22 protein-coding genes, 2 tRNA genes and 1 rRNA gene are annotated in these 22751 nt (G+C 45.5%); 9 read left to right on the top strand and 16 right to left on the bottom strand.

The genetic code is table 11. The annotated features are described in order from the left end of the window. Nucleotides 1-153: 153 nt before the first annotated feature. The 3 genes from QW597_06385 to QW597_06375 all read left to right on the top strand — a co-directional run bounded on the left by QW597_06385 (nucleotide 154) and on the right by QW597_06375 (nucleotide 2959). Nucleotides 154-990 carry an Mrp/NBP35 family ATP-binding protein gene (locus QW597_06385; GenBank protein ID MEM0156204.1) on the top strand — a complete coding sequence of 279 codons (837 nt, stop codon included), beginning with the start codon at nucleotides 154-156 and terminating at the stop codon, nucleotides 988-990. Nucleotides 991-1039: 49 nt separating this feature from the next. After that, nucleotides 1040-1537 carry a hypothetical protein gene (locus tag QW597_06380; protein MEM0156203.1) on the top strand — a complete coding sequence of 166 codons (498 nt, stop codon included), beginning with the start codon at nucleotides 1040-1042 and terminating at the stop codon, nucleotides 1535-1537. A 66-nt stretch (nucleotides 1538-1603) separates the two neighbouring features. Then, nucleotides 1604-2959, top strand: coding sequence for a hypothetical protein (locus QW597_06375; protein MEM0156202.1), 1356 nt, complete (start codon nucleotides 1604-1606; stop codon nucleotides 2957-2959). Here the strand turns inward: QW597_06375 and QW597_06370 are convergent. The 3 genes from QW597_06370 to QW597_06360 all read right to left on the bottom strand — a co-directional run bounded on the left by QW597_06370 (nucleotide 2943) and on the right by QW597_06360 (nucleotide 7680). Beyond that, nucleotides 2943-3674 (bottom strand): protein phosphatase 2C domain-containing protein, encoded by a 732-nt coding sequence (locus QW597_06370; protein MEM0156201.1) that lies wholly within the window; start codon nucleotides 3672-3674, stop codon nucleotides 2943-2945. The two genes, QW597_06375 and QW597_06370, sit on opposite strands and share 17 nt — an antisense overlap. Continuing rightward, nucleotides 3671-4561: a VWA domain-containing protein gene (locus tag QW597_06365; protein MEM0156200.1), complete on the bottom strand. Its 891-nt coding sequence runs from the start codon at nucleotides 4559-4561 to the stop codon at nucleotides 3671-3673. Before QW597_06365 ends, QW597_06370 begins: the two co-directional genes overlap by 4 nt. A 198-nt stretch (nucleotides 4562-4759) precedes the next feature. Next, a 23S ribosomal RNA gene (locus QW597_06360) occupies nucleotides 4760-7680 on the bottom strand. Between the two features lie 371 nt (nucleotides 7681-8051). Between QW597_06360 and QW597_06355 the strand changes: the two genes are divergently transcribed. Beyond that, nucleotides 8052-8654, top strand: coding sequence for a DUF99 family protein (locus QW597_06355; protein ID MEM0156199.1), 603 nt, complete (start codon nucleotides 8052-8054; stop codon nucleotides 8652-8654). A gap of 7 nt (nucleotides 8655-8661) precedes the next feature. On the opposite strand, the gene QW597_06350 is transcribed toward QW597_06355, so the two are convergent. Beyond that, complete coding sequence (locus tag QW597_06350; GenBank protein MEM0156198.1) at nucleotides 8662-9012, bottom strand: hypothetical protein; 351 nt, start codon at nucleotides 9010-9012, stop codon at nucleotides 8662-8664. 82 nt (nucleotides 9013-9094) lie between these two features. After that, complete coding sequence (purM, locus tag QW597_06345) at nucleotides 9095-10111, bottom strand: phosphoribosylformylglycinamidine cyclo-ligase (protein ID MEM0156197.1); 1017 nt, start codon at nucleotides 10109-10111, stop codon at nucleotides 9095-9097. 243 nt (nucleotides 10112-10354) lie between these two features. On the opposite strand from purM, the gene QW597_06340 reads away from it, so the two are divergent. The 3 genes from QW597_06340 to QW597_06330 all read left to right on the top strand — a co-directional run bounded on the left by QW597_06340 (nucleotide 10355) and on the right by QW597_06330 (nucleotide 11173). After that, a complete protein-coding gene (locus QW597_06340) occupies nucleotides 10355-10786 on the top strand; it encodes a ferredoxin family protein (GenBank protein ID MEM0156196.1) in 432 nt (143 codons plus the stop codon). 110 nt (nucleotides 10787-10896) lie between these two features. Beyond that, nucleotides 10897-10969, top strand: a tRNA-Gln gene (locus QW597_06335). A 9-nt stretch (nucleotides 10970-10978) separates the two neighbouring features. Then, a complete protein-coding gene (locus QW597_06330; protein ID MEM0156195.1) occupies nucleotides 10979-11173 on the top strand; it encodes a MoaD/ThiS family protein in 195 nt (64 codons plus the stop codon). Here the strand turns inward: QW597_06330 and cca are convergent, their stop codons facing one another. Both cca and QW597_06320 read right to left on the bottom strand, forming a co-directional pair. Continuing rightward, nucleotides 11174-12469, bottom strand: coding sequence for a CCA tRNA nucleotidyltransferase (gene cca / locus QW597_06325; GenBank protein MEM0156194.1), 1296 nt, complete (start codon nucleotides 12467-12469; stop codon nucleotides 11174-11176). Beyond that, the gene (locus QW597_06320) at nucleotides 12466-12831 is read right to left on the bottom strand and encodes a nascent polypeptide-associated complex protein (protein ID MEM0156193.1); all 366 of its coding nucleotides are present in this window, start codon (nucleotides 12829-12831) and stop codon (nucleotides 12466-12468) included. The genes cca and QW597_06320 overlap by 4 nt, the downstream gene beginning before the upstream one ends. 112 nt (nucleotides 12832-12943) lie before the next feature. Here QW597_06320 and QW597_06315 point away from each other — a divergent pair. Beyond that, nucleotides 12944-13016, top strand: a tRNA-Phe gene (locus QW597_06315). A gap of 59 nt (nucleotides 13017-13075) precedes the next feature. On the opposite strand, the gene QW597_06310 is transcribed toward QW597_06315, so the two are convergent. Beyond that, nucleotides 13076-14140 (bottom strand): isocitrate/isopropylmalate family dehydrogenase, encoded by a 1065-nt coding sequence (locus tag QW597_06310; GenBank protein ID MEM0156192.1) that lies wholly within the window; start codon nucleotides 14138-14140, stop codon nucleotides 13076-13078. A 202-nt stretch (nucleotides 14141-14342) separates the two neighbouring features. Here QW597_06310 and QW597_06305 point away from each other — a divergent pair, with 202 nt between their 5' ends. Continuing rightward, nucleotides 14343-14966, top strand: coding sequence for a helix-turn-helix domain-containing protein (locus QW597_06305; protein MEM0156191.1), 624 nt, complete (start codon nucleotides 14343-14345; stop codon nucleotides 14964-14966). Nucleotides 14967-15056: 90 nt separating this feature from the next. Here QW597_06305 and QW597_06300 read toward each other — a convergent pair whose 3' ends face one another. The 8 genes from QW597_06300 to QW597_06265 form a co-directional block, all read right to left on the bottom strand. After that, on the bottom strand, nucleotides 15057-15368 hold the full coding sequence (locus tag QW597_06300; GenBank protein ID MEM0156190.1) for a hypothetical protein: 312 nt from the start codon (nucleotides 15366-15368) through the stop codon (nucleotides 15057-15059). Then, the gene (sat, locus tag QW597_06295) at nucleotides 15365-16630 is read right to left on the bottom strand and encodes a sulfate adenylyltransferase (protein ID MEM0156189.1); all 1266 of its coding nucleotides are present in this window, start codon (nucleotides 16628-16630) and stop codon (nucleotides 15365-15367) included. The genes QW597_06300 and sat overlap by 4 nt, the downstream gene beginning before the upstream one ends. 9 nt (nucleotides 16631-16639) lie before the next feature. Continuing rightward, entirely contained in the window at nucleotides 16640-18466 is a 1827-nt protein-coding gene (gene aprA, locus QW597_06290) for an adenylyl-sulfate reductase subunit alpha (GenBank protein MEM0156188.1), read from the bottom strand. Further along, nucleotides 18467-18931, bottom strand: a complete 465-nt coding sequence (aprB, locus tag QW597_06285; protein ID MEM0156187.1) for an adenylyl-sulfate reductase subunit beta — start codon at nucleotides 18929-18931, stop codon at nucleotides 18467-18469. Nucleotides 18932-18936: 5 nt separating this feature from the next. Continuing rightward, nucleotides 18937-19101: a hypothetical protein gene (locus QW597_06280; protein MEM0156186.1), complete on the bottom strand. Its 165-nt coding sequence runs from the start codon at nucleotides 19099-19101 to the stop codon at nucleotides 18937-18939. A gap of 282 nt (nucleotides 19102-19383) precedes the next feature. Further along, nucleotides 19384-20031 carry a helix-turn-helix domain-containing protein gene (locus QW597_06275; GenBank protein ID MEM0156185.1) on the bottom strand — a complete coding sequence of 216 codons (648 nt, stop codon included), beginning with the start codon at nucleotides 20029-20031 and terminating at the stop codon, nucleotides 19384-19386. Nucleotides 20032-20152: 121 nt separating this feature from the next. After that, complete coding sequence (locus QW597_06270; protein MEM0156184.1) at nucleotides 20153-21319, bottom strand: CaiB/BaiF CoA-transferase family protein; 1167 nt, start codon at nucleotides 21317-21319, stop codon at nucleotides 20153-20155. Then, on the bottom strand, nucleotides 21306-22355 hold the full coding sequence (locus QW597_06265) for a hypothetical protein (protein ID MEM0156183.1): 1050 nt from the start codon (nucleotides 22353-22355) through the stop codon (nucleotides 21306-21308). The genes QW597_06270 and QW597_06265 overlap by 14 nt, the downstream gene beginning before the upstream one ends. Between the last annotated feature and the right edge of the window lie 396 nt (nucleotides 22356-22751).

Below are 22751 nucleotides of genomic sequence, written 5' to 3'. Positions count from 1 at the left end.
CGATTTCCTGTTAATTGCCCTTAGACTTTGAGTAAAGTTTCTTCCCGTGTAACCTCATACCAAAATTTCCAGGCTTATTTTTCTGAAGGCGAATGATCTGACCTGCGATCATATGAGCGGTTAAACCTAAATCATAAGATGAAATTCAGTTCCATGACCAGTGGAACAATTAAAGTAAATAAACCCCCCCCTCCACCTATTGTCGGACCGCCGCCAAAGTCTACCAAATACAAAGACGTGAAGCACACTATCATGGTGATGAGCGGCAAGGGAGGAGTCGGAAAATCTACCATAGCAGTTAACCTTGCAGTTACACTTGCCAGGCAGGGATTCAAGGTAGGAATTATTGATGCCGACATAAACGGGCCAGATGATCCCAAGATGCTTGGTGTAGACAAGGAAAAAGTATACGCCGATGATAGTGGCATTTCTCCTGTGAACACTAAATATGGCGTTAAGGTCATATCCATGGGGTTTTTGCTGCCTAATGAGGATACGGCAGTCGTCTGGCGAGGAGCCCTCCGGCATAAAGCAATACAACAGTTTTTGGAGGATGTGGTATGGAAGGATACAGATTATGTTATACTTGATCTTCCGCCAGGAACTGGCGACGAGGCCCTAAGTATTGCGCAGATCGTTCCGGAAGTTGAAGGTGTCGTTATCGTGATTACCCCACAGGAAGTTGCGTTGCTTGATGCAAAGAAAGCCATAAACTTCGCCGATCAAATGAAAATCAAGGTCCTGGGGATCGTCGAGAACATGAGTGGTTTCATCTGCCCGCACTGCGGAAAAGTCAGTTATATCTTCAAGACAGGTGGAGGCGAGAAAGCAGCAGAGACTCACAGAGTACCGTTCCTGGGAAGAGTCCCCCTCATTCCGGAAGTGGTTGAAAAGGCAGATGAGGGTATACCAATCGTTGAAACCAACAAGGATATGGAAAAGATCTTTTCCGAGATTTCCGCAAAGATAATTGAGCAGGAAAAAAAGTGATTCCTGCTCACTACCATCAATTTTATAATATTATACGTTCTTAAACAAAATGACTGCCATGCAGAATGAGCTTGTCTTCAGCCTTGAGATTGCTCTTGTCGCCATCTGGTTAGCGGCTATCCTCACTTATCCGGTCTTTGCCAGCTCATTTGTGACAAAGGCTCAGAAAATTGCTCCCGGGTCCATAAGAGAGGTTATAGGAAGAATATCCCATTTGGTTAGAATATTCGGGCTGGTGAATCTCATATTCTTTCTTGCTGTAGAGCTGTATCCGGCTTACTCCCTTGCCCATGTATGGTCTCTTCTGTTGTCACCAGGGTTTGATATTGTACTCATATTCATGCTCATGGTTTATCCAGTCCTGGCTGAAGGATTTGTGAACCCATCATTCAAGAGGTATTCGGTTATATCCGCATACAGGGAAAAGAATCCTGAAGGGAAGTCCTTTGTCCATGAAACTGTGCTTGAGCAGAGAATGCGTATTTCTACCACCATTTCCGCCGTGATCGCCGTCGCGCTGATAGTTGTCATTTCATATTTCTTTTAAGCTGGAAATGATTGCACAGCAGATATAGGAACAAATTTATAGCTTTAGGTATAGTCGGTGATAACCATGGCCGAAAATAGAAGTCCTGCAATTCCTGATTCCAAAGTTGCTAAGCAATCAAGAGGGGCCATGGTCTACATTCAGTTCAGTAAAGAAGTTGAATCTGATTCGGAGCAGGTCGTCTCTCTTAAAACTAACAACATGGTAAATCGTGCTGAACTTGCTGTTATTCTTCCTGGAGGAAAAAAGAAGCTCTTCCATGGAAAGGTGAAATCCGGAAGGTGCGTTATCAGTTTCTTTCCAGGAACGTTGGGGGAGGCGCAAGCATCGCTTGCTGCGTTTGGAAAAGGAGAGATGGTTTATCTTGAGGATTTTACATTCTTAATTAAGGCGCCTGATGCTTCCCGTGGTCCAAAAACCGAAGTTTCACCTGTAATATCCGAAGTAGGTGCGGCGCCCATCAGGAAAAATATAAAGCTGCCTGATGGTTTTAGAAACGAGATAATTAAGTCGTGGCCAAATTCCTCGACATATTCACAGGCACTGCAAAACCTCTCCTTCAGCGTTTCAGAGAAATACGCCGAAATAAGATCGGGCAACCTGGTCCGCAACCAAAACGTGAAGTTTATCTCGTACATACTTGGTTCCGGTAATTTTGGGACTGTCTTCAAAATAAATACCAACTCGAGGGATTATGCGCTTAAGTGTTTCACGCGGGCCGCACCTGACCTCGCTGAAAGATATTACCTTATAAGCGAGTACCTGTCAGGCATATCCCTGCCGTTTCTCGTGGGTTTCAAGTACCTCTCTTCCGCAATAAGGATGATTAACAAGCCTGCGACATATTACCCGATTCTGCAGATGGACTGGGTTGAGGGTGTAAGCCTTAACTCTTTCATTGTGTCCCATCTAAACGACGCAAAATACCTCAGATCCGTTGCGGACGAATTCCTGAATTCCGCAATTGAACTGCGAATGTACGGAATAGCACATGGGGACATATCAGGTGATAACATAATCATAGACCCGTCTGGGAAGGTCCGGCTCATAGACTATGATGGGATGTATGTTCCCCCATTCAATGGAAGGATCGCTCCAGAAAAGGGCCATGAACATTTCCAGCATCCTCTGAGAGGTGATCATTATGGCGAGAACCTTGACAATTTTTCTGTGCTCGTTGTATACCTCTCCCTGTATGCCTTATCAAGGGATCCTTCCCTGTGGAAATATAACGGATACGATGGAGATAAGCTAATACTGGATGCGAAGGATTTTATGGATCCTTCCGGGTCAGAGGTGATAGACGAACTGAAAGGGATTGGAGGAAAAACGAGGAAACTTACAGATATCCTTGTCCAGGCCTGCGGGAAGGATCCGCTCTGGGAAGGGACAGAACCATCCAGGATCAGGAGTCTAAAGTAATCATTGCCATTGTGATATCGTCGTTTCTCATCTCCCGCTTTCTCCGCAGATCATCGAAAAATTCCAAGTAGTCTCCGCAATCCATGAGTGAGTCCCATGCGGTTTCACTGTTCTCAAGCATCCACTTTGCCAGTGCGTCAGTCGCCAGTATGATGCTGTCCCCCGGGCTCAGATCAAATGAAAATGTTGAGAATTTAGGTTTCTTCCACCTGAACTCTCCAGTGAAAGGAGCACCATAACCACTCCACAACAGATTTGGTGTGTTTCCGAATTTTGATGGATCGTCAATGGGAAAAGATTTTAGAACGCTGTCATGATGGAAAAAAATGCAACTGTCCCCCACAGCTACCACATCTATCCTGTATTTACTTTCGATACGAAATGCGTCCATGCCGAGAAAGGTTGAAAATGATCCTTTGACTGCCTTGTTCTTTACAAAAAGGCTGAGTTGGTCCCAATTTATGTCCCTGTACCATGAATCCCTCGAACTGCTGATCAGCGAGTGTAGAGTATCTTCAGTAATTTCAGCCACCCTAGTCTCCTGGTTCACGAATGTTTTAACCAGATTCCGGGCCCATATGCCAGAAAAAACAGAGTCACTTGCTCCGTCTGCAATAGCGTATCTATTTCTGTCCCCGGAAAAGTAGAAAGCGTCCTCGTACTCCCGTTCGTCATTTCCCAGCTTTGGCCTATGAGCCTCTGTGACAAGGTTCATTTCATCAACGTAGAAGCTGCGCGAGTGCCTATATCAAGCAGTTTTATAAGATCCTCCAGCTGGGCATTGAATACATATCCTCTTGCCCCTGTGGATACCTCAGTGTACTCCTCCTTCGCTATTGCTATCATCCCTTCTGGAAGTTCCGAAGACATCTCAAACAGGATTCCTGCATACTTATCTTCGGGGAGGACATGAACGCTTGACGGAAAAGAAACAGGTTTTGTGCGGTTTTCTGAAAGATGACAATTCCATATCAGGACCTTTCCATCGTTTGTGGACACGGACTTCAGCTCCTCCATGGCATCAACGGGGTTGCCATCTGTGGCCTCACCGTCTGTGAGATTTATCACTATTGGTGGAAATGAATCAGAATGGCTTGAAGCCCATTCCCTTGCCCACTGTGTTGCCAGATCAATTGCTTTGACCATTGGGGTATCACTTGCAGCCACAGGCTCGAACCATACAGGGAATTCATAATCAATCTCCTGGCCATCGATTGACTGCTTTCTAGTTTCCGTCTTCAGTATTCTGGATTCCATTTCATTGATCGGAACCACGGTGGCACCCGAAAGCATCGATGTGGCTTCACCTCTTCTTGCTCCGTAGCCGATTATACCTATGTCAAAGTAGTGCCTGACACCCTCAGACTTGGTGCATCTGTTGATTATTTCCCCGATCTGCCTATTTATTGCGTCAGCTGCCTCTGCCGCCTTCGATCTGCTACCGCCACCGAGTTTGTGGCTCATTGACCTGGACTGATCTATCATGAATATGAAAAGTCCAGGATTATTCCTGCTTATTTCCGAAGAATATGTCATGTTTTCCACTACCATTATTCCCTTTATAACACTATTGGTGCAAAGATACGTGACAATGTCCGACATAAATAGAAAATATTGATTATTACTAACAAAACCACACGGCATTGAAGTTCAATGATACTTTGATCTGAAGTACAAAACCGGGGCCATTTGGATTTAACATACAGAATATGCTGAACACAATCATCAATTGCTGATTCAAAAAAAAATAAAAAATAACGCTTGGTATGATAACCAACCAATAATCAGGTCTCTGAAGCATGGATTGTGCATTCGACCGATTAGTAACTGTGGACTGAATACCTCGCAAAAGCTCGGTACTTACATCCCAGTTCTATCAACCTCCTCTTTTAGGAGTGGTCTCAAACGATGTCTATTTTCAGGGGCGGCTTCAAGCTTAGATGCTTTCAGCTTTTATCCGCGAATGACGTGGCTACCCGGCATTGCCTTGCCAGACAACCGGTAAACCAGAAGTCACGAACCCCCGTTCCTCTCGTACTAAAGGCTCCTTCCCTTCAGACATCGAGCACTCCCACGGAGAAGCAACCCTACTGTCTCGCGACGTAGTGAACCCATCTCAGGATTCCTTTTAATGGGCGAACAGCCCCACCCTTGGCACCTTGTTCGGCGCCAGGATAGGAACAGACGACATCGAAGTAGCAAACCCCCGGGTCGATGTGAACTCTTGCCGGGGACAACTCAGTTATCCCTGGGGTAACTTCTCTCTTATCACCCGCCTCCACTAAAGGGGGACAGGGTGGTTCGTTAGACCATGCTTTCGCATCTGCGTTCCTTATTGTCCGGAACACAGTCAAGTTAGCTTTTGCTCTTACACTCTACGGAGGATTACTGACCCTCCTGAGCTAACCTTTGGGGGCTCCTGTTTAATTTTTGGGAGCGTGGCGCCCCACCCAAACTGCCCACCAATAGTTGTCCCTCTTTCAAGGTTAGTAACGCAATTCCTAAAGGGAAGTGTTTCATCGTTGCCTCCACCAAAGCCAAAACTCTGGCATCGACGGCTCCTTCCTACACTACGCAATAAAAATCGTATTACAGCTACAGGCTGCAGTAAAGCTCCACGGGGACTTCGCTTTCACGTGGGAGAGACTGGATTGTGCACCAGTGCATCAATTTCACGGGGCTGAACGCGGGGACAGTGGGACTCTCGTTGAACCTTCATGCAAGCCGCCAATTAAGCGGCTAGGTATTACGCTACCTTAAGAGGGTCATAGTTACCCCCGCCGTTTATCGGCCCTTCTTCCTCTTGTACGAGGCTTTCAGGTACCGACACTGGGCAGGTTTCAATCGCTATACACATCCTTACGGACTAGCAGCGGTCTGTGTTTTTGGTAAACAGTCGGGGTCCCCTTGCCACTGCGACCTATTCCATCACGGGATAGGCACTCCTTCTACCTAAGATACGGAGCTATTTGGCCGAGTTCCCTCGCGTCCATTATTCCCAAACGCCTTGGACTTCTCATCCAGGGGCACCTGTGTCGGTTCTTGGTACGATCTTGAGCTTGACCCGTATATACCTTTCACGGACTCCTGGAATAGAGTGAATACCCAGAAGGGTACTCGTACACTTTCGCAGGTTTCTCGTCATTACAACTCTCCCCCCGTTTATATGCACGACCACGTTGACTCCCATGGTCTCCCTATCCGGAAGTTTATACATACGGCAAAACACTCAAGGCACTGGAATATTAACCAGTTTCCCATTCGGTCATCTCCTGTTAAGGATGACCTTAGGATCGGCTAACCCTCGGCTGACGAACATTGCCAAGGAACCCTTAGCCCTTTCGGCGGAATTGATTCTCACAATTCTTGTCTGCTACTTTTGCCAGGATCCACGATACCGTGCGGTCCACTCCTCCTCTCAGAGAAACTTCTGCCCACACGGTACGCCCCCCTACCAGATCACCTTTCGGTGCTCGAAGGTCTCGGTAACTGACTTTAGCCCCTTCCATCTTCGGGACATGTAGCCTCGGTGAGTGAGCTGTTACGCACTCTTTAAAGGATGGCTGCTTCTAAGCCAACCTCCACACTGTCTTTGGCCACAAACCCCTTTAATTCGCACTTAGTCAGTTTTAGGGACCTTAACCCTCGTCTAGGATGTTCCCTTCACGAGTGCAGGGCTTATCTCTGCACTCTAGCATCCAGCTTCTACGATCTCAACAAGTTCGGAGTTTGATAAGTCGGCGCAGTCTTTCGACTGCTAACCAACTATTCAGTCGCTCTACCTCGCTGAGCATCTCCACTGAAGTCTACCTGCGGGTAGTATCGAGGGGAACCCGCTATTACCGGCCTAGATTAGCCTTTAACCCCTACACCCAAGTCATCCAAACGATTTGCACATCAGAACTGGTTCGGTCCTCCACCCTACTTTCGTAGGGCTTCAACCTGCTCAGGCGTAGATCGACCGGATTCGGGTCTTCCACAAGTGACTAAACGCATTTACTACGTCATCCCTCCATTGCTGTGCGGATATTTGCTTTCGCTACGGCTACTCCTTAAAGGATTAACCTTGCCACTCGTCAAAACTCCCTGGCCCGTTCTTCAACACGGATAATAGAACACCGGTCCACCGTCGTTAACGGTATCACCCCTTAAGTGCCCTATAAGTTTTTCACTGCCTGGTTTCAGGTACTTCTCACCACCCTTTCGGGTTACTTTTCATTTTTCCCTCACGGTACTTGTTCGCTATCGGATTTGGAATGTATTTAAGGTTGGGTGTTAGTGCCACCCACATTCCCGCGCGAAATACGACGCACGGTACTCTGGATACTTCTTCTTATGACCTTCGACTTTACTTCTACGGGACTATCACCCTCTGTGATCCAACTTTCCAGATGGCTCGAATTAGGTCGGTAGGTGTTAAAAAAAGTCCAAACTCCACATCTCCTCCTTATTACTGAGGAGGATTCGGTTTGCCTTTTGCCGGTTTCGGTCGCCCTTATTAACGGCATCTCTATTGATTTCTTTTCCTCCGGGTACTAAGATGTTTCAATTCCCCGGGTGCCCTCTCCTTACGGAGTGTCTTTGAGACAGGAAGTCCCATTCGGAGATCTTCGGATCTAAGGCTCCATGCGCCTCCCCGAAGCTTATCGCAGCTTGGCACGTCCTTCATCAGCTTCCAAACCAAACCATTCCCCAGGCAGTTTAGCAGTTTACACAATCCATTTTGCTGTTACTATTATTGGTTGGCGTCACCGGTTCTAAAAAAGAACCTCATACCCTTCCCCTCTAAGTATTACTCAGAAAGTGCATTAAAGCGTGTAAGCTTGGTATATCTTTGCCTGATATAAGCGTTTTGGTAAGAGTACCGGAGAAGCTGTGCGTTACGAATCTCGGCGTTATTCATGACGATATAAAATGTCAAAGATTAACTGGAAATTGGTGATTAAATAAATGGGCAAGGAGGATCAAGTAGATTATTTGGATGAAATTTTTACATCTACTGTCTTTTGAATGATACGTTACAATAGGTCCGGATAACTGAAACATTATGGCCTATTCATCTTCTATTAGAGAGACAAAAATTCAGGCGTAAATGAAAGCAGCAAAGATGTTATTAACCAAACTTCTCATACTAATAAATATGAAACCCAACTTCAGGGCGGTTGGCATTGACGACGGTTCATTCATGAAAGGAAGGGACAAAAACTGCATGATAGCTGGAGTACTGATTAGGGCAGATTCACTCGTTGAGTCCGTTTCTATCCGCCCTATTGAAGTGGATGGCCTTGATTCAACCGAGACGATCATTGAAATTGTGAATGGTGATTTTAAGAGAAATGCGTCCATAATAATGGCATATGGCGTTACATTTGGTGGCTTCAATGTTGCTGATCTCTTCCGCATATTCAATGCAACTGGTATTCCGGTGATTTCTATAACTAGAAAAAGGCCTGATCTCGAAGCTATTGCAGATGCCATTGAAAAAACGCAGGACAACTGGAGGCAAAAGATAGACGTAATGCAGAGATACTCCCCAGAGGAACTGTATCTTCCCAACCGATCGGTATTGTTCATAAATCGGGCTGGAACAGAACAGAGATCAGCGATGGTTTATATCAAAAAATTGACAAGGACCGGAAACATTCCAGAACCTCTTCGCCTAGCAAACATGATAGCAAAATCCATTAAAAAATAGGAAGAGATTACTCTCTGTACATGTCCATGTTGAGCTCAGGCACTGCTTGTTTCTTTATTTCCGGAAGGTTTTTCATGACGTCATCCAGTTTTTCTTCCTCAACCGGTATGTATTTCATCTTCCCAAGGGACATGTGATAAGAGCCGGGACAGAGCGATCCTTCCTTCACAATTATAGCGTCTGCATTCAGCGTTAGAATTGCTGCCATCGCGCGTTCTTTTCCGCCGTAGGGCGATCCAAAACCTGGATTTTCATATTCCTTAATTTCCTTCGTCTCATCATCAATCTGGAATATGGAACTTCCGTATTCCAGCGGAGTGATCATATTGTCCTCATCTACTACTGCTACAATTTTCATAGGAAAATAAGGTAAACCCTGGATTTAACCTAAATGTTATATCGTATACTACACAAAAATAATAATAAATTATAGTGGTGAATCAGTAATACTCGGCAAGTTCAACCGAGAATTTTGGAATACTGATTCCCGTTCCTGCTTCCACGTGACCAATTTCTTTTATGGAAACCCTGCTTTTCAGGGTATTAATAAAGTCAAGCCTGCTCTCCGGATCGATTATAACCACATACCCTGTACCCATGTTGAAGGTTTCGTACATCTTGTCGTAACTGAGACCGCCGAGTGACATGAGTTGCTTGAAGACGTTTGGTGGATCAACCGGGTCTTCTATGACATAGTGCATATCCTTCATCCTCGGTAGATTCTTGAATCCACCGCCGGTTATGTTTGCCATTCCGTGAATGTTAACAATATTCAGAATGTCAAGGATCTCTCTTACATAAATCCTTGTTGGCTCAAGCAGAACATCAGCAGTCTTCTTATTATCCCCAGGAAACTGTTCATCCATGCTAATTGAATTCTCTCCAAGAATATGCCTGACGGTGGTAAATCCATTGGAGTGCAAACCACTGCTTTGCAGGGAAAAGATCAGGTCACCAGGCTTTATATTCTCACCGTTCACAATCTGGCTCTTTTGCACTATTCCAAGAACCGCACCAGAGATATCAATGCCCTTGACGAGATCTGGCACGATGGAGGTTTCCCCACCGACTATCGTGATGTTCGATATCTGCGCCCCCACGTTGAAGCCAGTACCGATCTGTCTTGCGACCTCACTGTTGGCCTCATTAAGTGCAATGTAGTCTACCATGGCAATGGGTTCTGCCCCTACGGTTATTGCATCATTTACGTTCATAGCAATGCAATCTATACCCATTGTATCCCATCTTCCTGTCTCTTCAGCAATCAGGACCTTGGTCCCTACTCCGTCGTTGTTGAACGAAACTGCAAAATTTCCGAGGTCGATCAGAGCTGTGAAACCACCGATGCTTCCTACGGTTCTGAAGTCCTCTCTCTTGAACTTTAATTGTCTGATAAGGGAGCTCACAAACTCTCCCTGCTGCTTTCTGTCGATTATTCCACTCTTGACTGTGGGCATGTATATATATCGCATCATGGGTTAAATTTTTATCATATCATAAATCCAAGAGCCTAGAAGCAGCTCTGGTCCATTTTTTAATGGCTGAGGCCAATAAATTTGCATCATTCTGCCTTTCCTGAGATGACACTGGGCCATTACGCAAAAGTGACCAAACCGGATTAATGATAAATTTTCGGTTCATTATGTAAGATACTTAACAAACATTTTATAAGTTCTTTGGAATCTCTGATTGGTGATAGTTTGGTAAAAGTTGAAACACTTGACTACAAGCCGAAACCAATACAAGAAAATTTTATGGATGATACCAAGGATTACCCCATAACTGGCAAACACCATGATCACGAGGTAAGAGGAGAGGGAATAAAGAGAACCGATGCTGATGGAAAACCCATGCCCATAAGCTTGGGTATACACGGCACAAAGGTTGCTGTCGACTGGGATGCTTGTGTTGCGGACGGGGCATGCATGGATGTCTGCCCGGTAAGTCTGTACGAGTGGGAGCTTAACCCCGGCCAGATGGGAACAGGAAATGACAAAGACATATCAAAGGATAAGTCCCTCTTTGCGAAATACAGAACCGACAAATGTGACCCGGTGAGGGAGAGCGAGTGCATATTCTGCATGGCTTGCGAGAGCGTCTGCCCAACCAGAGCCATAAAGATAACTCCATAACTACAAATTTATCTTGGAAATTGTTTCCGATCGGTGCCTCGCGTCGCAGCGGGGAGACATTTATTTTGGCAAAGGATTAAGAGTTCTGTTACTATTCATTTTATCGGGATAGCCCCGTGGTGTAGTGGCCAAGCATATCGGACTTTGGATCCGACGACGGCAGTTCAAATCTGCCCGGGGCTGTGAGACAGTATGATAAGGATAGTAGGAAGAAACAGGGAAACTTATCCTATACAGGGACAGACCACGGTAGGAGAACTGGCTTCGCAGCTGCGTATTACAGAAAGCGCTTACATAACCCTAAAAAATGGAGTTCCTGTAACTTCCGATGAACCGGTTTCAACCGAGGACGATATTGTATTCATGGAAGTTTTTTCCGGCGGATAACTATATTATCCTTTTAGAATAGAACCTGTCTAATACTTCCATCCTAATGTTATCCATTAATGGATCATGTATTTCTAGCCCTTCTTTTAAGCGGGAAAGGTTCTTCCCGATAGAGAGTTCGTCAATGTGACTACTAACGAAGTCGGCTATGCTTTCTGGAAGTGCTCTGACCTCAACCCATATCCTGTTTCCCCTGATGTATGGACCACGTTCCGCCGTGCATCTATATTTCTCGATAAAATCAATAACGTTTGGAGAATCTGCGGGAGGGCCCTCCTTGAAAATTATTTCCGGACTAAAAGGATTCCTGCATTCAATCAGAACCTGTATCTGGCCGTCAGTAGCGATCTCGGAAGAGAGAGGATGAAAACCGCCTGATTCGAGCAGGGTCAGTAGTGAATTTCTGAACTTGACTGCCTGCGGAAATATGGTATCGTCCACCACATCTGGCCTTGGAAGGGTAAATACCCTGATGGCTGTGCCACGATCAGCATACTTCGGCCTCTCAATCATTTTCTTCTGATCAAAAAATGAGGCGTTTGGTTGGAACAGGAAAAGTTTTGACGCTACCTTCATTGTTGACAGACTTTCTTCGCTCAATGCTGCCGCAGCGTTCCTGCTACTGTCAACGGGATCGACGATAAAAACTGGAGACTCCGGGATATTATTCTTTCCGACTTCGCCCACCATAAGCCTCCCAGAGAGTTCAGCAAATTTCCTGACTACATTCTCAAAGGAGCCATATTTCCATACTAGGAGTTCACAGACATAACCTGAGAAACCTGATACCTTTACTTCAGAACCGTATATTCCAAAGTGCTTCATGAACAGCTTGAGAAGGATGACTTCATCCTTCATGCCTTCAGACAGATTTCTCAAGACGAATTCTGTATGAAGGGGGGTTCGATCTACGGAACTTATTTTCTTCTCTCCCGGGTTCAACCTGTAACTTGGCACAATGTCCATTTTGAATCCTTTATAGTGACCGGTGACGTACGGATGCTCGGCGTACTTTTCCACCCCGTCCTCAATTATGAGCTTCCCTATGGAAACCCCCATTTTTTCCATTTCGCGTTCCTTGTATAGCCTTGAGAATCTTACGAAAATGTCAATGTCCGCTGACTTCAGGTTAGTACCCTTTGCCGCCGACCCAACCAGAACTGGGTCTGCATCAATACCCATGTTTCTGCAGTATTCAGAAATCCTTTTGCCCACCTCAAGGACAATTAATCTTATCCTTTCGCGCTCCCCTTCATCGGGTTTATTCCTCAAAAGTATGGAAGAGTAATCTATCATTGCCCGGTCAGGTCAATTATAGCCTGTGCGGGCTGGCCATTTGCCCTTTTAAGTGCTTCAATTGCTTTTTCTCTACTTACCCCCGTCTGGTCAGTCACCAGTTTCAGGTCATCTTCGTTGTATTGGGTGGAGGGTATTTCCCTATCTGCACTGGACTTTGCGACTTCTTTCATTGTCCCCATTATCTGGAAAGTCTTCTCCCCGCGAGCTTCAATCACCATTACCTGAGCGTTTGAAATAACGTAATCCTTGGACGTACCCTTGAGTATGACTGTTTTTACATCAGGCATGTCCTCAGATTTTATGCCCATCTGTGCCATCATTCTTTTCATTTCTCTGGAATTCATTTTTCCCGGAATCATGATAAAAACAAATCACGAATGTGAATATATAAATTTCACCTAGGCGACAGATAAGGCGGAATTTCGTGGCTTAATGACAAGTTAAATAAACCACAGAAATATAGAGTGTAAGGCCTTGATAGCTCAGTAGGGAGAGCACCAGACTGAAGATCTGGGGGTCGCTGGTTCAATTCCGGCTCAAGGCATTTTACCTAGGACTCAATAACGTATGCCTGAGACAAATAATTTATACAATTTTTGCAGATTATTCCTTTTCCATTTCTTTCAGCAGCCGGTCTATAAATGCCGCCGTGCTCAAGCTGCCAGCCATATCTGGCGTACGAGATCCTTCTGAGATTAACCTGAAAAGGGAGCGTTCTACAATGTCGCTCACTTTCTTGTATCCAAGCCACTCAATCATCATGAGGGTAGAAAGGATCATCGCGGTTGGGTTGGCGATTCCCTTCCCAGCTATATCAACAGCGCTTCCGTGTACAGGCTCAAACATTCCTTTTTCATTCGATAAATTTGCACTAGAAGCAAATCCAAGCCCACCGACAGTTGCAGCACCGAGGTCCGATAGGATGTCGCCGAACATATTCTCGGTGACCACAACATTGAGGTCCCCGGGATGAAGGATCATGTACTGTGCCATGGCGTCGGCGTACATATATCTGGTTTCCACGGACTGAAATTCCTTTGCTACTTCTTTGAAAATGGCCCTGAAAAAGGCGAATGACTTGAGTACGTTGCTCTTATCAACGCAGATGACTTCTTTCTTTCTGTCAGAAGGTTTTCCGGAACTCTTCAGCGCCACATCAAATGCGAATCTAGTGATCCTCTCTGTACCATTTCGCGTTATGATCTGGTTGTCGACCGCCACACCTTCTTTCAGCACCAGACCTCCGAAATGACTTGAATATAATCCTTCACTGTTTTCCCTCACAATGGTATAGTTAATTGAGCCGGAAGTATCCACACCGCGTAAAGCTGAGGATACACCAGGCAGCAATCTTATCGGTCTTATGTTCGCAAAGAGCCCAAGATTGAACCTGAGACCGAGAATTACATCCAGGCCCGCCTCAGTTCCGTCCCTATTCCTGATTCTGGGATCACCCATGGGTGCCTTGAGGATGGCCTTGAACTTTTCGGCTTCTTCCAAGATCTTTTCTAACGTCCATTTTCCACTTTTCACTGTCTCTGCCCCAATATCATAGGAAATAACATTCAGATTCAGGCCATAATTTTCCCTGAGGACCTTGAGTATCTTTATGGAGCTGCTCATTATCTCTGGTCCGATCCCGTCCCCCTGAAGAACCATAATCTCCATGAATGTCTATCAATTTCATCTTATTACAGCTTACGTTTTTCTCTTGTAATTGCAGGGTTGCCAGAAACTTCGTTCGAACACAAAATCGAAAGATAGTGTTGATGCCCATTTAGACTTTCAATGGTTTTGACCTACGTCGTCATGTAATACCCTCACATATAAGGGACAAAGAATACCTTTTATGTCGTAATACTAAGGCATTATGATAGAACTCAGGGGACTCAAGCTGGGACAAGTTGAGGCAGTTATAGAAGTGATCAGGGAAGATTGCGCCATTTCCCGGGCATTATCTGATGCCAACTGCCATACTGAGAGAATCAATATAGGACCTAATACAACTGTCCACAAGATATCTTTCGATGGTGACGGCCTTGATATAAAATCATGCCTTACTCGAAGGAAGATTAAGTACAGAAACGGTGGCGTCAATTCTCTGTGGGCAGAGGTCGATAGTTGCTCTACCTGTGCTTTCTTCGCCAAGTCATTTGCCGCGATACTCGGAACCAGAAGCCTTGGCAATAATACAGTTCAGTATCGAGTTCTTTTGCCTTCAATGAAAGACTTAAAAACTCTGGAGTCCAACTTAAAGAAAGAGGGGATAGATTACAACTCAATAAATGTGTATCCGTATGTCCACCAGGAACTGACTGAAAGGCAAAGAAGCATTCTGAGAATCGCCATGGAGCATGGATATTTCGATGAGGATAATAGAACATCTTTGACTGAACTGGCAGAAAGGCTAGATATGGCGCCTTCTTCTTTATCTGAGATCCTGCGGAGAAGCATGAAGAAAGTCGTCATGTTTTACTTCGACCATTTGCCATAAATTCAGCCATATTGTACAGTATTACTTTTAGAAAAAGGCCTCGGTTCCCCGTTTTCAGGGAAACCGATTCATTAAAATTTAGGCTCAGGACTATTTCTTTGCCAGGAATCTGTCTATTACTTCTGGCCCTGTTGACCTCATATGAACTGCCAGATCGAAGATCTTGTCCTTTGCTGCTTTTGGAAGCAGCTCTATGGAATGAGTCGTTGAAGAGTCGTATTTGGCAGAAGGATACTGCTGTTGAATTGAGTTCTTCTGGTCCTCAGTACAGTTAATCTCAAGCAGCATCATGCCAGCGAACTTCTCTCTGGCCATCTCTGCCAGGCCAGCTTTCTTCAAGGCTTCCAGTCTGTCATCGTTTATCCACACATTTATTTTGATGGCGTTTTTGTCGGCGTTCATTTTGCAATCACTTCCATCTGATTCAGCGAGAAAACAGGCTGCCTGACTTTAAGGTACTGCTCAGACACAAATGGAGACCCTTGTCCATATTTTGCAGCGCTTTCCATTACGACATCGAATACTTCTGGTCTCATGACCTTCCTGGTAGGCTTGACTCCATCGGTAAGGATGCTTCTTATGACAGTGCCGCTGAAGCTCTGTGCCTTTGAGTCATGACTGCAAAGTGCAGAGTTTGTAACCTCAGCACATTCCGGACAGTACCAGTTTTCCATGAGGAATACTGGCTTAATGGACAGCTTGTCCCTGTACTGCTTCAAAAGATTTTGTGCATCGTATGGTTTATAAAAGTCACCTACTCCCGCGTGATCTCTGCCGAACATATGGTGGGTGCAGCCAAGATTTGTCCTCAATATGGCATGGAATATGGCCTCTCTGGGCCCAGCATATCTCATGTCCCAGAGCGTAAACGTTACCTTGTGCACGTTATCCCGAAAATACCCATATTTTCTCAGGGCGTCCTGTGAAAGTAGTATTGCCTCATCAATGTAGTCTCCTACCCTCTTCTCCCCTATTATTGCATTGACAAGCACGCCAGTCTGCAGGTTATCTATTGGCATATCCTCATTAGCAGCGAACCAGGCCTGCTTCATGAGCGTCTCATGACCAGTGTGTGGAACATTTCTTGTCTGGTGTGCGACCACATGTTTCCACCCCTTTTTCTTGAATTCCTCAATGTGCTGTTTTGGAGTTGCCCAATAACTCCTGAATGGTTCATTGAAGACCGGCTCATTAATAAGCGTAATTCTGCCACTTATGAACCTATCCTCATATGATCTCGTTCTCTTCACCCCAGGATGTTTTGCGTCCTTTGTACCATACGTCTTTTCAGCCATACGCTCGGTGTCGTACTTATAAATACTTTCAATGTCGAAGACCGCCATTGGTGATTCCATGTAATCCAGAAGCACGCTGTCCCCCTCTTTCAAACCGTACTCCTTGATCTTCTGAGAAGACATATCAAATACTATGGGGATACTCCAGAGTGTCCCGTCAGGAAGTTCCATGTTGTCGAGGACTCCGTCGACTTCATCCTGATTCATGAAACCAGACAGGGGAGTGAAAAAGCCGTATGAAAGGCTAATTATCTCATGGGCTATCTCTCTCCTCACTGGAATCCTTTTCATATCCGCCGTTCTGCTTACCACGTTTGCGGTCTCCACTCTCTCTACTATTGGTTTTCCATTATGCCCTATATAGCTCATATTTCTACCTCATTCTCCAATTATGGTTTGCACTGGCACTTTCTGCAGTGACCATTTGTCCTGATCACCGTCGTACTGAGATACAACGAACACATGCCAGTTCTCATCGTCTATCTTCGGGAAATCTGACCTGTAATAATATCCGGGCCATCTTGTCTCTTCTCGGTACAGCGTGTGCTGCAACACAGCATCAGCAGTCACTACCCTGTGATGAAGTTCCCAAGCTCTCTGAAGCTGGTGAAGGTCCTCTGCACCCAAGAGCTGCAGGTCCTCCTTTAGCATGTTCAGCATCATTATCCCCCGACTCATTCCCTTCGCATTCGCCCTGTAAAGGGTTGAAATACCTCCTGCGTACTCGTCCATGATCTTCTCAAGCCTCTTCAGCCCCATACTTGGGTAGAGATAATACGGTGAAACCGATCCTTTGGAGATGAACTGCCTGCCAATCTCGTATGTCTCGAATGGCTGGAAAATTTCTGTCTTGTAGGCCTCTATTTTGTCTTTATCGACTTCAGGCAGCCTAGCGTCGGTGTCGCTTATAAATTTCACTGCGGATTTCCCGGCTATTCTTCCCTCTGTGAACGACCCTGATGAGAATTTGTGAGCTGCCCCGCCTGCCGCATCGCCTGCGGCAAAAAGTCCTGTAACCGTTGTCATTCTGTTGTATCCCCACTGGTAATCCCTTGGTGCCAGATCGGAAGGCCCACTTACCCATGTACCTGCGTTGCACGCATGAGAGCCCATAATGTAAGGTTCTGTCGGAACCAACTCGGAGGGCATTGTTTTTGGTTCTATATTCTGAGCCGCCCATATTCCAGCCTGACTTATTGTCATATCAAGGAAGTCTTCCCACCCGGCTTCCTCCTTTTCCCTATTATCAAGAACTTCTTCTGTGTGCATCAGAATTGGCCCTCTTCCTTCGTTTATCTCGTCCATCATCAGGTCGTTTCTCAGGCAGGTAGGCATGGGCTTAAGATCAGCATACTTTCCATATTTTGCTCTGAGTTTATCCCTATTAGTGTCGTAGGTCTCCCCGTATACGTTTGTGGCCTGGGATTTAAGGTGCAGGAACCACGCACCTACTGGACCGTATCCATCTTTGAATCTAGACGGCACAAGCCTGATCTCCATCTGCACCATCTTTGCACCTGCCTGTATCGGCAGCGCATATGCTGATCCCGTACTCCATGGAGAATACCATGTCCTTCCCCAACCCTCTCCTACTGACCTAGGACGGAATATATGAGTTGCTCCACCAGATGCTACTACCGTTGCCTTGCTTCTGAATATGCAGAAAGATCCATCTCTGACATCGAACCCAACCGCTCCAGCAACCCTGTTCTTCTCTGTGGAAGACATCATCAGATGCGTGATCATTATCCTGTTGTATACCTCTGTTGCAGCCTTCTTCGCAGCTTCGGCAACTATGGGTTTATAGCTCTCTCCGTGAATTAGAATCTGCCACGGGCCCTCTCTCTTATAATGCCCTGTCTTTTCATCTTTCATTATGGGAAGCCCCCACTCTTCAAAGAGATGAACAGTTGAATCCACATGCCTTGCCACATCGTACACGAGATCTTCTCTGATCATTCCCATGAGGTCTCCCCTGACGTACCTCACGAATTCCTCTGGCGTATGCTCTCCCCACCTCATTCCAATGTAGGTGTTTATTGCGGAAAGCCCCATTGCAACCGCTCCACTTCTGTCAATATTTGCCTTTTCAGCTATAACAATCTTTAGGTTCTTCCCCCAGTACCTTGCCTCATAGGCAGCTCCGCATCCAGCCATTCCGCCCCCTATGATGAGAATGTCTGAGTCCACTTGTTTTACTTGCATTTACTCGCCCCCTATTCCCTTTATACCAGATTTTCTTGTTGGCAGGGGTTTTCCCGTCATAAGCCTCTCTGGTTCCTCAGAAAGCTCCTCTCCATCGATTTTGTTATTTTTATCATCTGTAGGTTCCGGGAGTCTTATAGCACCCCATGGGGTGGTCCTGATGGCAAACTCAAAACTTTTCTGAATACTCTGGTCTCTGTATTTTATCTCCCATTTGATGCTGTTCCTTGTCTCGTCCCTGTCAGCCTTTATCTCTGCCCCCAGTGGAGCTACGTCGGCGTAGGGCCGTATCTCACAAGCTTTCTCTGGGCATGCTTTGACGCATGAAAGGCATTCCCAGCACATGTCTGGCTCTATGTTGTAACCTTTTTGAAGTTCCTTATCCACGCGCATTATATCGCTTGGACAAATTTCTTCACATTTTCCATTGTTCTTGCATTTTGCAGCAACCACGAAAGACGGCATATTTTTCACCTATTCTCGACATAAAATGTCGTGGATGGAATGCACACAAAGATCTCAGCAAGATGCAGAATTAGATCGGTGGCATCCAGTCTCGGGTTGAACACCCCAGTCTTCGAACCATGGAAGGAGATGTTCTGGACTCTATTCTGAAATAGCGAGAATTCCATCATGCATTACACCCGTCGGTATCATTCTGAAATCCGTAATAAAAATCAAACCTCTCAGGTGAGGTATAACCCTCTAGCTCCAAGATCATGTGCACGTGCAATAAAATGCAACTATATCCTGATAATGCGTAATAAGCGGCGAACATTGCAAAGTGCGATATGGTTCTGGCGCAGCCCTATATTCTGGAATCAGAGATGCCCTTGGAAGAGCTGGCTTTAAAAACGATCCGCTATAGATATAAGATCCGAATTTCTTGAAATTATTAGGAACATCAAAAAAGGTGATCAGCCGAATATCATCTGCATTATTTTTCTTTCGGCGTTTCTCATGTGATATAGAATGGTCGGCTTCGAGAGGTTATAGTCACGTTTCATGAGATCAAGGTCGTACATCCTTGGCCATTCGAAAAATCCATGTTTGTAAGCAGCTTTTATGAGATCCCTCTCCGCATTTGTGAGGCTTACAGTGCCAAGTACCCCCCACTTTTGCGTGACGTCGAGAATAAGTCTCTCTCCTCCGACCTTATCGAAGAAAAAATCATCCAAATTGTTTCCGTATCCCAGCGAATCTTCCAGGGCAGAGGGGGATCTATCAGACAGGGACATAAAATTAAGAACCTCAATATCGCCCCTGGCTAACAGGGGGAATGAGGGTACCGCTCCACTGTCCACTATTGCCTTGATTAGTCCATGACCACGTTTTATACCCTGGAGCAAAATGATTCCGTTTTCGGAGTGAATTTTATAAGACACAAAATCGTTCAGAAGAAGCGGTTCCAACTCTTCACTTTTTCGGGAGTTTACTATGGAAAAAACGTAATTTTTCCCACCGTCGAGTGGGGCAGCATAAAGGGATATTACAGTCTCGCCGAGTGCTTCAGAAACTTTTGCCAGTCCGCATTCGCTTTTAACACTGAAACTGCCGTAGATCATTAATAATTTATATTATACCTAATCGTTTATTAATCTTTCTTAGGATCGACAGTGGAAATCGCAATATTACAGGGGAGATAACCCAAAGCACTGAGTTCAAATATTCTGGAAAGAAACAAAATCACAGATTATGAACTCGCTTTTGTTCAATTATACCTGCAAAAGCAACTGCCCCAATATTTTTCAATTTTTCCATATCCAGCTCAGAATACCCCAATTCCCTTAGTAATTCATCCGTATCCTGCCCTATATTTGGAGGGTCCCTTGCGATGTGTCCACCCCCAGGAATGGCTGGCACCCTGATTCGATCTCCCAGGTAATCCTCAACCACCAGATTATTTGCCGCCTGCTCGTCTGAAAGCAGGTCCCAAGGCCTTTTTAGCTCAGAATATGCAATGTTGTTTGCCTGCAGAAGGCGAATTAGATCAACTTTCTTCATCTTAGTAGTTCTTTCTGCTATCAGGGCGAGAAGATCTCTCCTTTTTGTAAACCGATCTTCATTTCTTTCCAGGTCTGACCTCTCGCAGATACCAAGATTCATTTCTCTGCAGAACACCTTCCACTGGGCGTCCGTTGTAACTGCAATGAAAACCTGGTTTCCATCACTGGTATCGAAGAAGTCGTATATTGCCCATGCAAATCCCTCCTCATTGATTGGTTTCAATGCCCTGTGGATGATCTGGTATGTTGCAATATGCTGCCCCATGAAGAACATTGCAGTCTCGAACAATCCGATATCGATGAACTTCCCCTTTCCAGTCTTCTCCCTTTCCATAAGAGCGTCCAGAGCCTGGATAACGCCGAACATGGCCGCCCCCATATCAATCATGGAGCCACCAACCCTCATTGGCCTGTTTGTGAGACCGGTCATGTATGCAACACCACTGTGAATCTCAATTGGAAAATCAAGTGATTTTCTTTTCTCCATTGGCCCTGCAGCATACCCCTTGATTGACATATAGATAATCCTGTTGTTTATGGATGAAAGGTCACTATAGGAAAGGTGCATTCTATCCATCGCGCCATATCCCAGATTATCTATTATTATATCAGTCTCCCTGGCGAGCCTCAGGAACACCTCTTTTCCCTCCGGTTTTCCAAGGTCCACCGCAAGGCTTCTTTTGTTTCTGTTATAGAATGGAAATGCACCCGCGCTGGAATCTGTGAGCCGTCTTGCTATATCTCCATCCCCTGGCTTCTCTATTTTTATAACGTCGTACCCCAACTCTGAAAATATCAGGCCTGCAGATGGGCCAGCGACTATATGGCCAATCTCAATGACTCTCACCAATGATCTCACCTGCCATCTTCACGATCTCGTCAACCCCCAAGCACTTCCCCTCGTTCGCCGATCTGTCCTTCACAGCATTAAGCAACTTCCTAATCTCCTGATCATCTGTCTTCACACCAGAAAAATCCAGCACACGCTTTATCATGGATTTTCCAGCGTACACATTGAAACTCATCCCTCCTGCAGTGAAGATGTCCGAAAATGCAACGTGTGTTCCCGCAGTGTTTATGGAGACGTTATCCCCTACGGAGGGGAAGTTCCGGAAGAAGAATCTCTCTCCAGCCTTGGTCAATATCACATCCAGTATCTTTTTGTAAGCCTCCCTGACAGCACTTTCTTTGATTCCTGTGGATATTCCTTCTGATTCAAGTACTGCGGAAAGAGATGCAAGGTCTGCGATGCCGTTCCTTTCTCCGATTCCATAAACTGTTGCATCCACATGGTCTGCGCCACCTTCTAGTGCTGCATAAGAGTTTGCCAGCGCAGCCCCCATGTCGTTATGGCAGTGTGCTTCTATTTCGACCTCAAGGGATGATCTTGCCTCGGAAAACAGCGATCTGATTCTTTTGGGCGATCCCATACCGGTCGTATCGGGTAGCTGTACAACATCGGCACCCGCCTGTGAAACCAGTCTGGCGATCTTGATAACATCCTTGATATCATTTTTCATGACATCAACCACTGCCACTTCCAGGATTCGTCCTTTGGAGGAAGCATACTTCACCGCATCTAAGGCTTCGTCAAGCTTCTCCAGTCTGAAAGGGAGATGGAGGGAAATGTTGGAGCCAGTTTCCGCAATGCTATCCACATCCTCCTTTATAGCTCTACCAAGCGCAAAGATTTCAGGGAAAATATGATCGGCCACAATCCTTTCCGTAGCCCTTACTTCAGATGTGTGGGCGGGTGGGTATGCAACCAGCGCACGCTTTATTCCACAAGTACTGATGATTCTTGCAATCCTAACTTTTTCATCCACGGTGAACGCCATTCCTGGAGCCTGCATGCCCTCCCGAAGGGTATCATCCGTTATCATGATCTGCTATAGCGTGCAAATATTATAATAGTTGATCTAACCGGTTAGGAGAGGTTTTCCATAAACAAATTGGTGTAATGCACTGAGGAGCTTTTAGGATTAAAAAATAATTAGTGTGTCTCAACATGTTGCGTTTGAAATCCAGGGTGCGTCGTTTCACACAAAACTAAAGGGTCTTCCCCACAGGACTTGTTCTTGAGCGCGATATTCCCCACTGCACCTATAAGTGCGAATTTTACAAATTTAGTATTTGACATTCCGATTTAAAGAAGGCTTAATTGATCAACTAACAATGGGATGATTCTCAATCTAACAGCCCATCTGAAAAAAATTAGATTTGAGAACTGATCATAGAGAATTGGACCAGCCGTTTTTATGCTGCTAACAGCGCCTTGT

Source organism: Thermoplasmataceae archaeon, from assembly GCA_038729425.1.
Lineage (GTDB): Archaea > Thermoplasmatota > Thermoplasmata > Thermoplasmatales > Thermoplasmataceae > B-DKE.
This window is presented reverse-complemented; position numbering and strand designations above follow the sequence as displayed.

Bases quoted from the DNA above. Each gene is read 5' to 3' on its own strand.
- QW597_06280 (MEM0156186.1), bottom strand. From the start codon at position 19,101: ATGATGGAATTCTCGCTATTTCAGAATAGAGTCCAGAACATCTCCTTC.
- aprB (MEM0156187.1), bottom strand. From the start codon at position 18,931: ATGCCGTCTTTCGTGGTTGCTGCAAAATGCAAGAACAATGGAAAATGT.
- cca (MEM0156194.1), bottom strand. From the start codon at position 12,469: ATGATAGATTACTCTTCCATACTTTTGAGGAATAAACCCGATGAAGGG.
- purM (MEM0156197.1), bottom strand. From the start codon at position 10,111: ATGCCCACAGTCAAGAGTGGAATAATCGACAGAAAGCAGCAGGGAGAG.
- QW597_06375 (MEM0156202.1), top strand. From the start codon at position 1,604: ATGGCCGAAAATAGAAGTCCTGCAATTCCTGATTCCAAAGTTGCTAAG.
- QW597_06275 (MEM0156185.1), bottom strand. From the start codon at position 20,031: ATGATCTACGGCAGTTTCAGTGTTAAAAGCGAATGCGGACTGGCAAAA.
- QW597_06370 (MEM0156201.1), bottom strand. From the start codon at position 3,674: ATGAACCTTGTCACAGAGGCTCATAGGCCAAAGCTGGGAAATGACGAA.
- QW597_06365 (MEM0156200.1), bottom strand. From the start codon at position 4,561: ATGTCGGACATTGTCACGTATCTTTGCACCAATAGTGTTATAAAGGGA.
- QW597_06385 (MEM0156204.1), top strand. From the start codon at position 154: ATGACCAGTGGAACAATTAAAGTAAATAAACCCCCCCCTCCACCTATT.
- QW597_06350 (MEM0156198.1), bottom strand. From the start codon at position 9,012: ATGAAAATTGTAGCAGTAGTAGATGAGGACAATATGATCACTCCGCTG.
- QW597_06300 (MEM0156190.1), bottom strand. From the start codon at position 15,368: ATGAACGCCGACAAAAACGCCATCAAAATAAATGTGTGGATAAACGAT.
- QW597_06355 (MEM0156199.1), top strand. From the start codon at position 8,052: ATGAAAGCAGCAAAGATGTTATTAACCAAACTTCTCATACTAATAAAT.
- aprA (MEM0156188.1), bottom strand. From the start codon at position 18,466: ATGCAAGTAAAACAAGTGGACTCAGACATTCTCATCATAGGGGGCGGA.
- QW597_06310 (MEM0156192.1), bottom strand. From the start codon at position 14,140: ATGGAGATTATGGTTCTTCAGGGGGACGGGATCGGACCAGAGATAATG.
- QW597_06265 (MEM0156183.1), bottom strand. From the start codon at position 22,355: ATGATAACGGATGATACCCTTCGGGAGGGCATGCAGGCTCCAGGAATG.
- sat (MEM0156189.1), bottom strand. From the start codon at position 16,630: ATGAGCTATATAGGGCATAATGGAAAACCAATAGTAGAGAGAGTGGAG.
- QW597_06380 (MEM0156203.1), top strand. From the start codon at position 1,040: ATGACTGCCATGCAGAATGAGCTTGTCTTCAGCCTTGAGATTGCTCTT.
- QW597_06330 (MEM0156195.1), top strand. From the start codon at position 10,979: ATGATAAGGATAGTAGGAAGAAACAGGGAAACTTATCCTATACAGGGA.
- QW597_06320 (MEM0156193.1), bottom strand. From the start codon at position 12,831: ATGATTCCGGGAAAAATGAATTCCAGAGAAATGAAAAGAATGATGGCA.
- QW597_06305 (MEM0156191.1), top strand. From the start codon at position 14,343: ATGATAGAACTCAGGGGACTCAAGCTGGGACAAGTTGAGGCAGTTATA.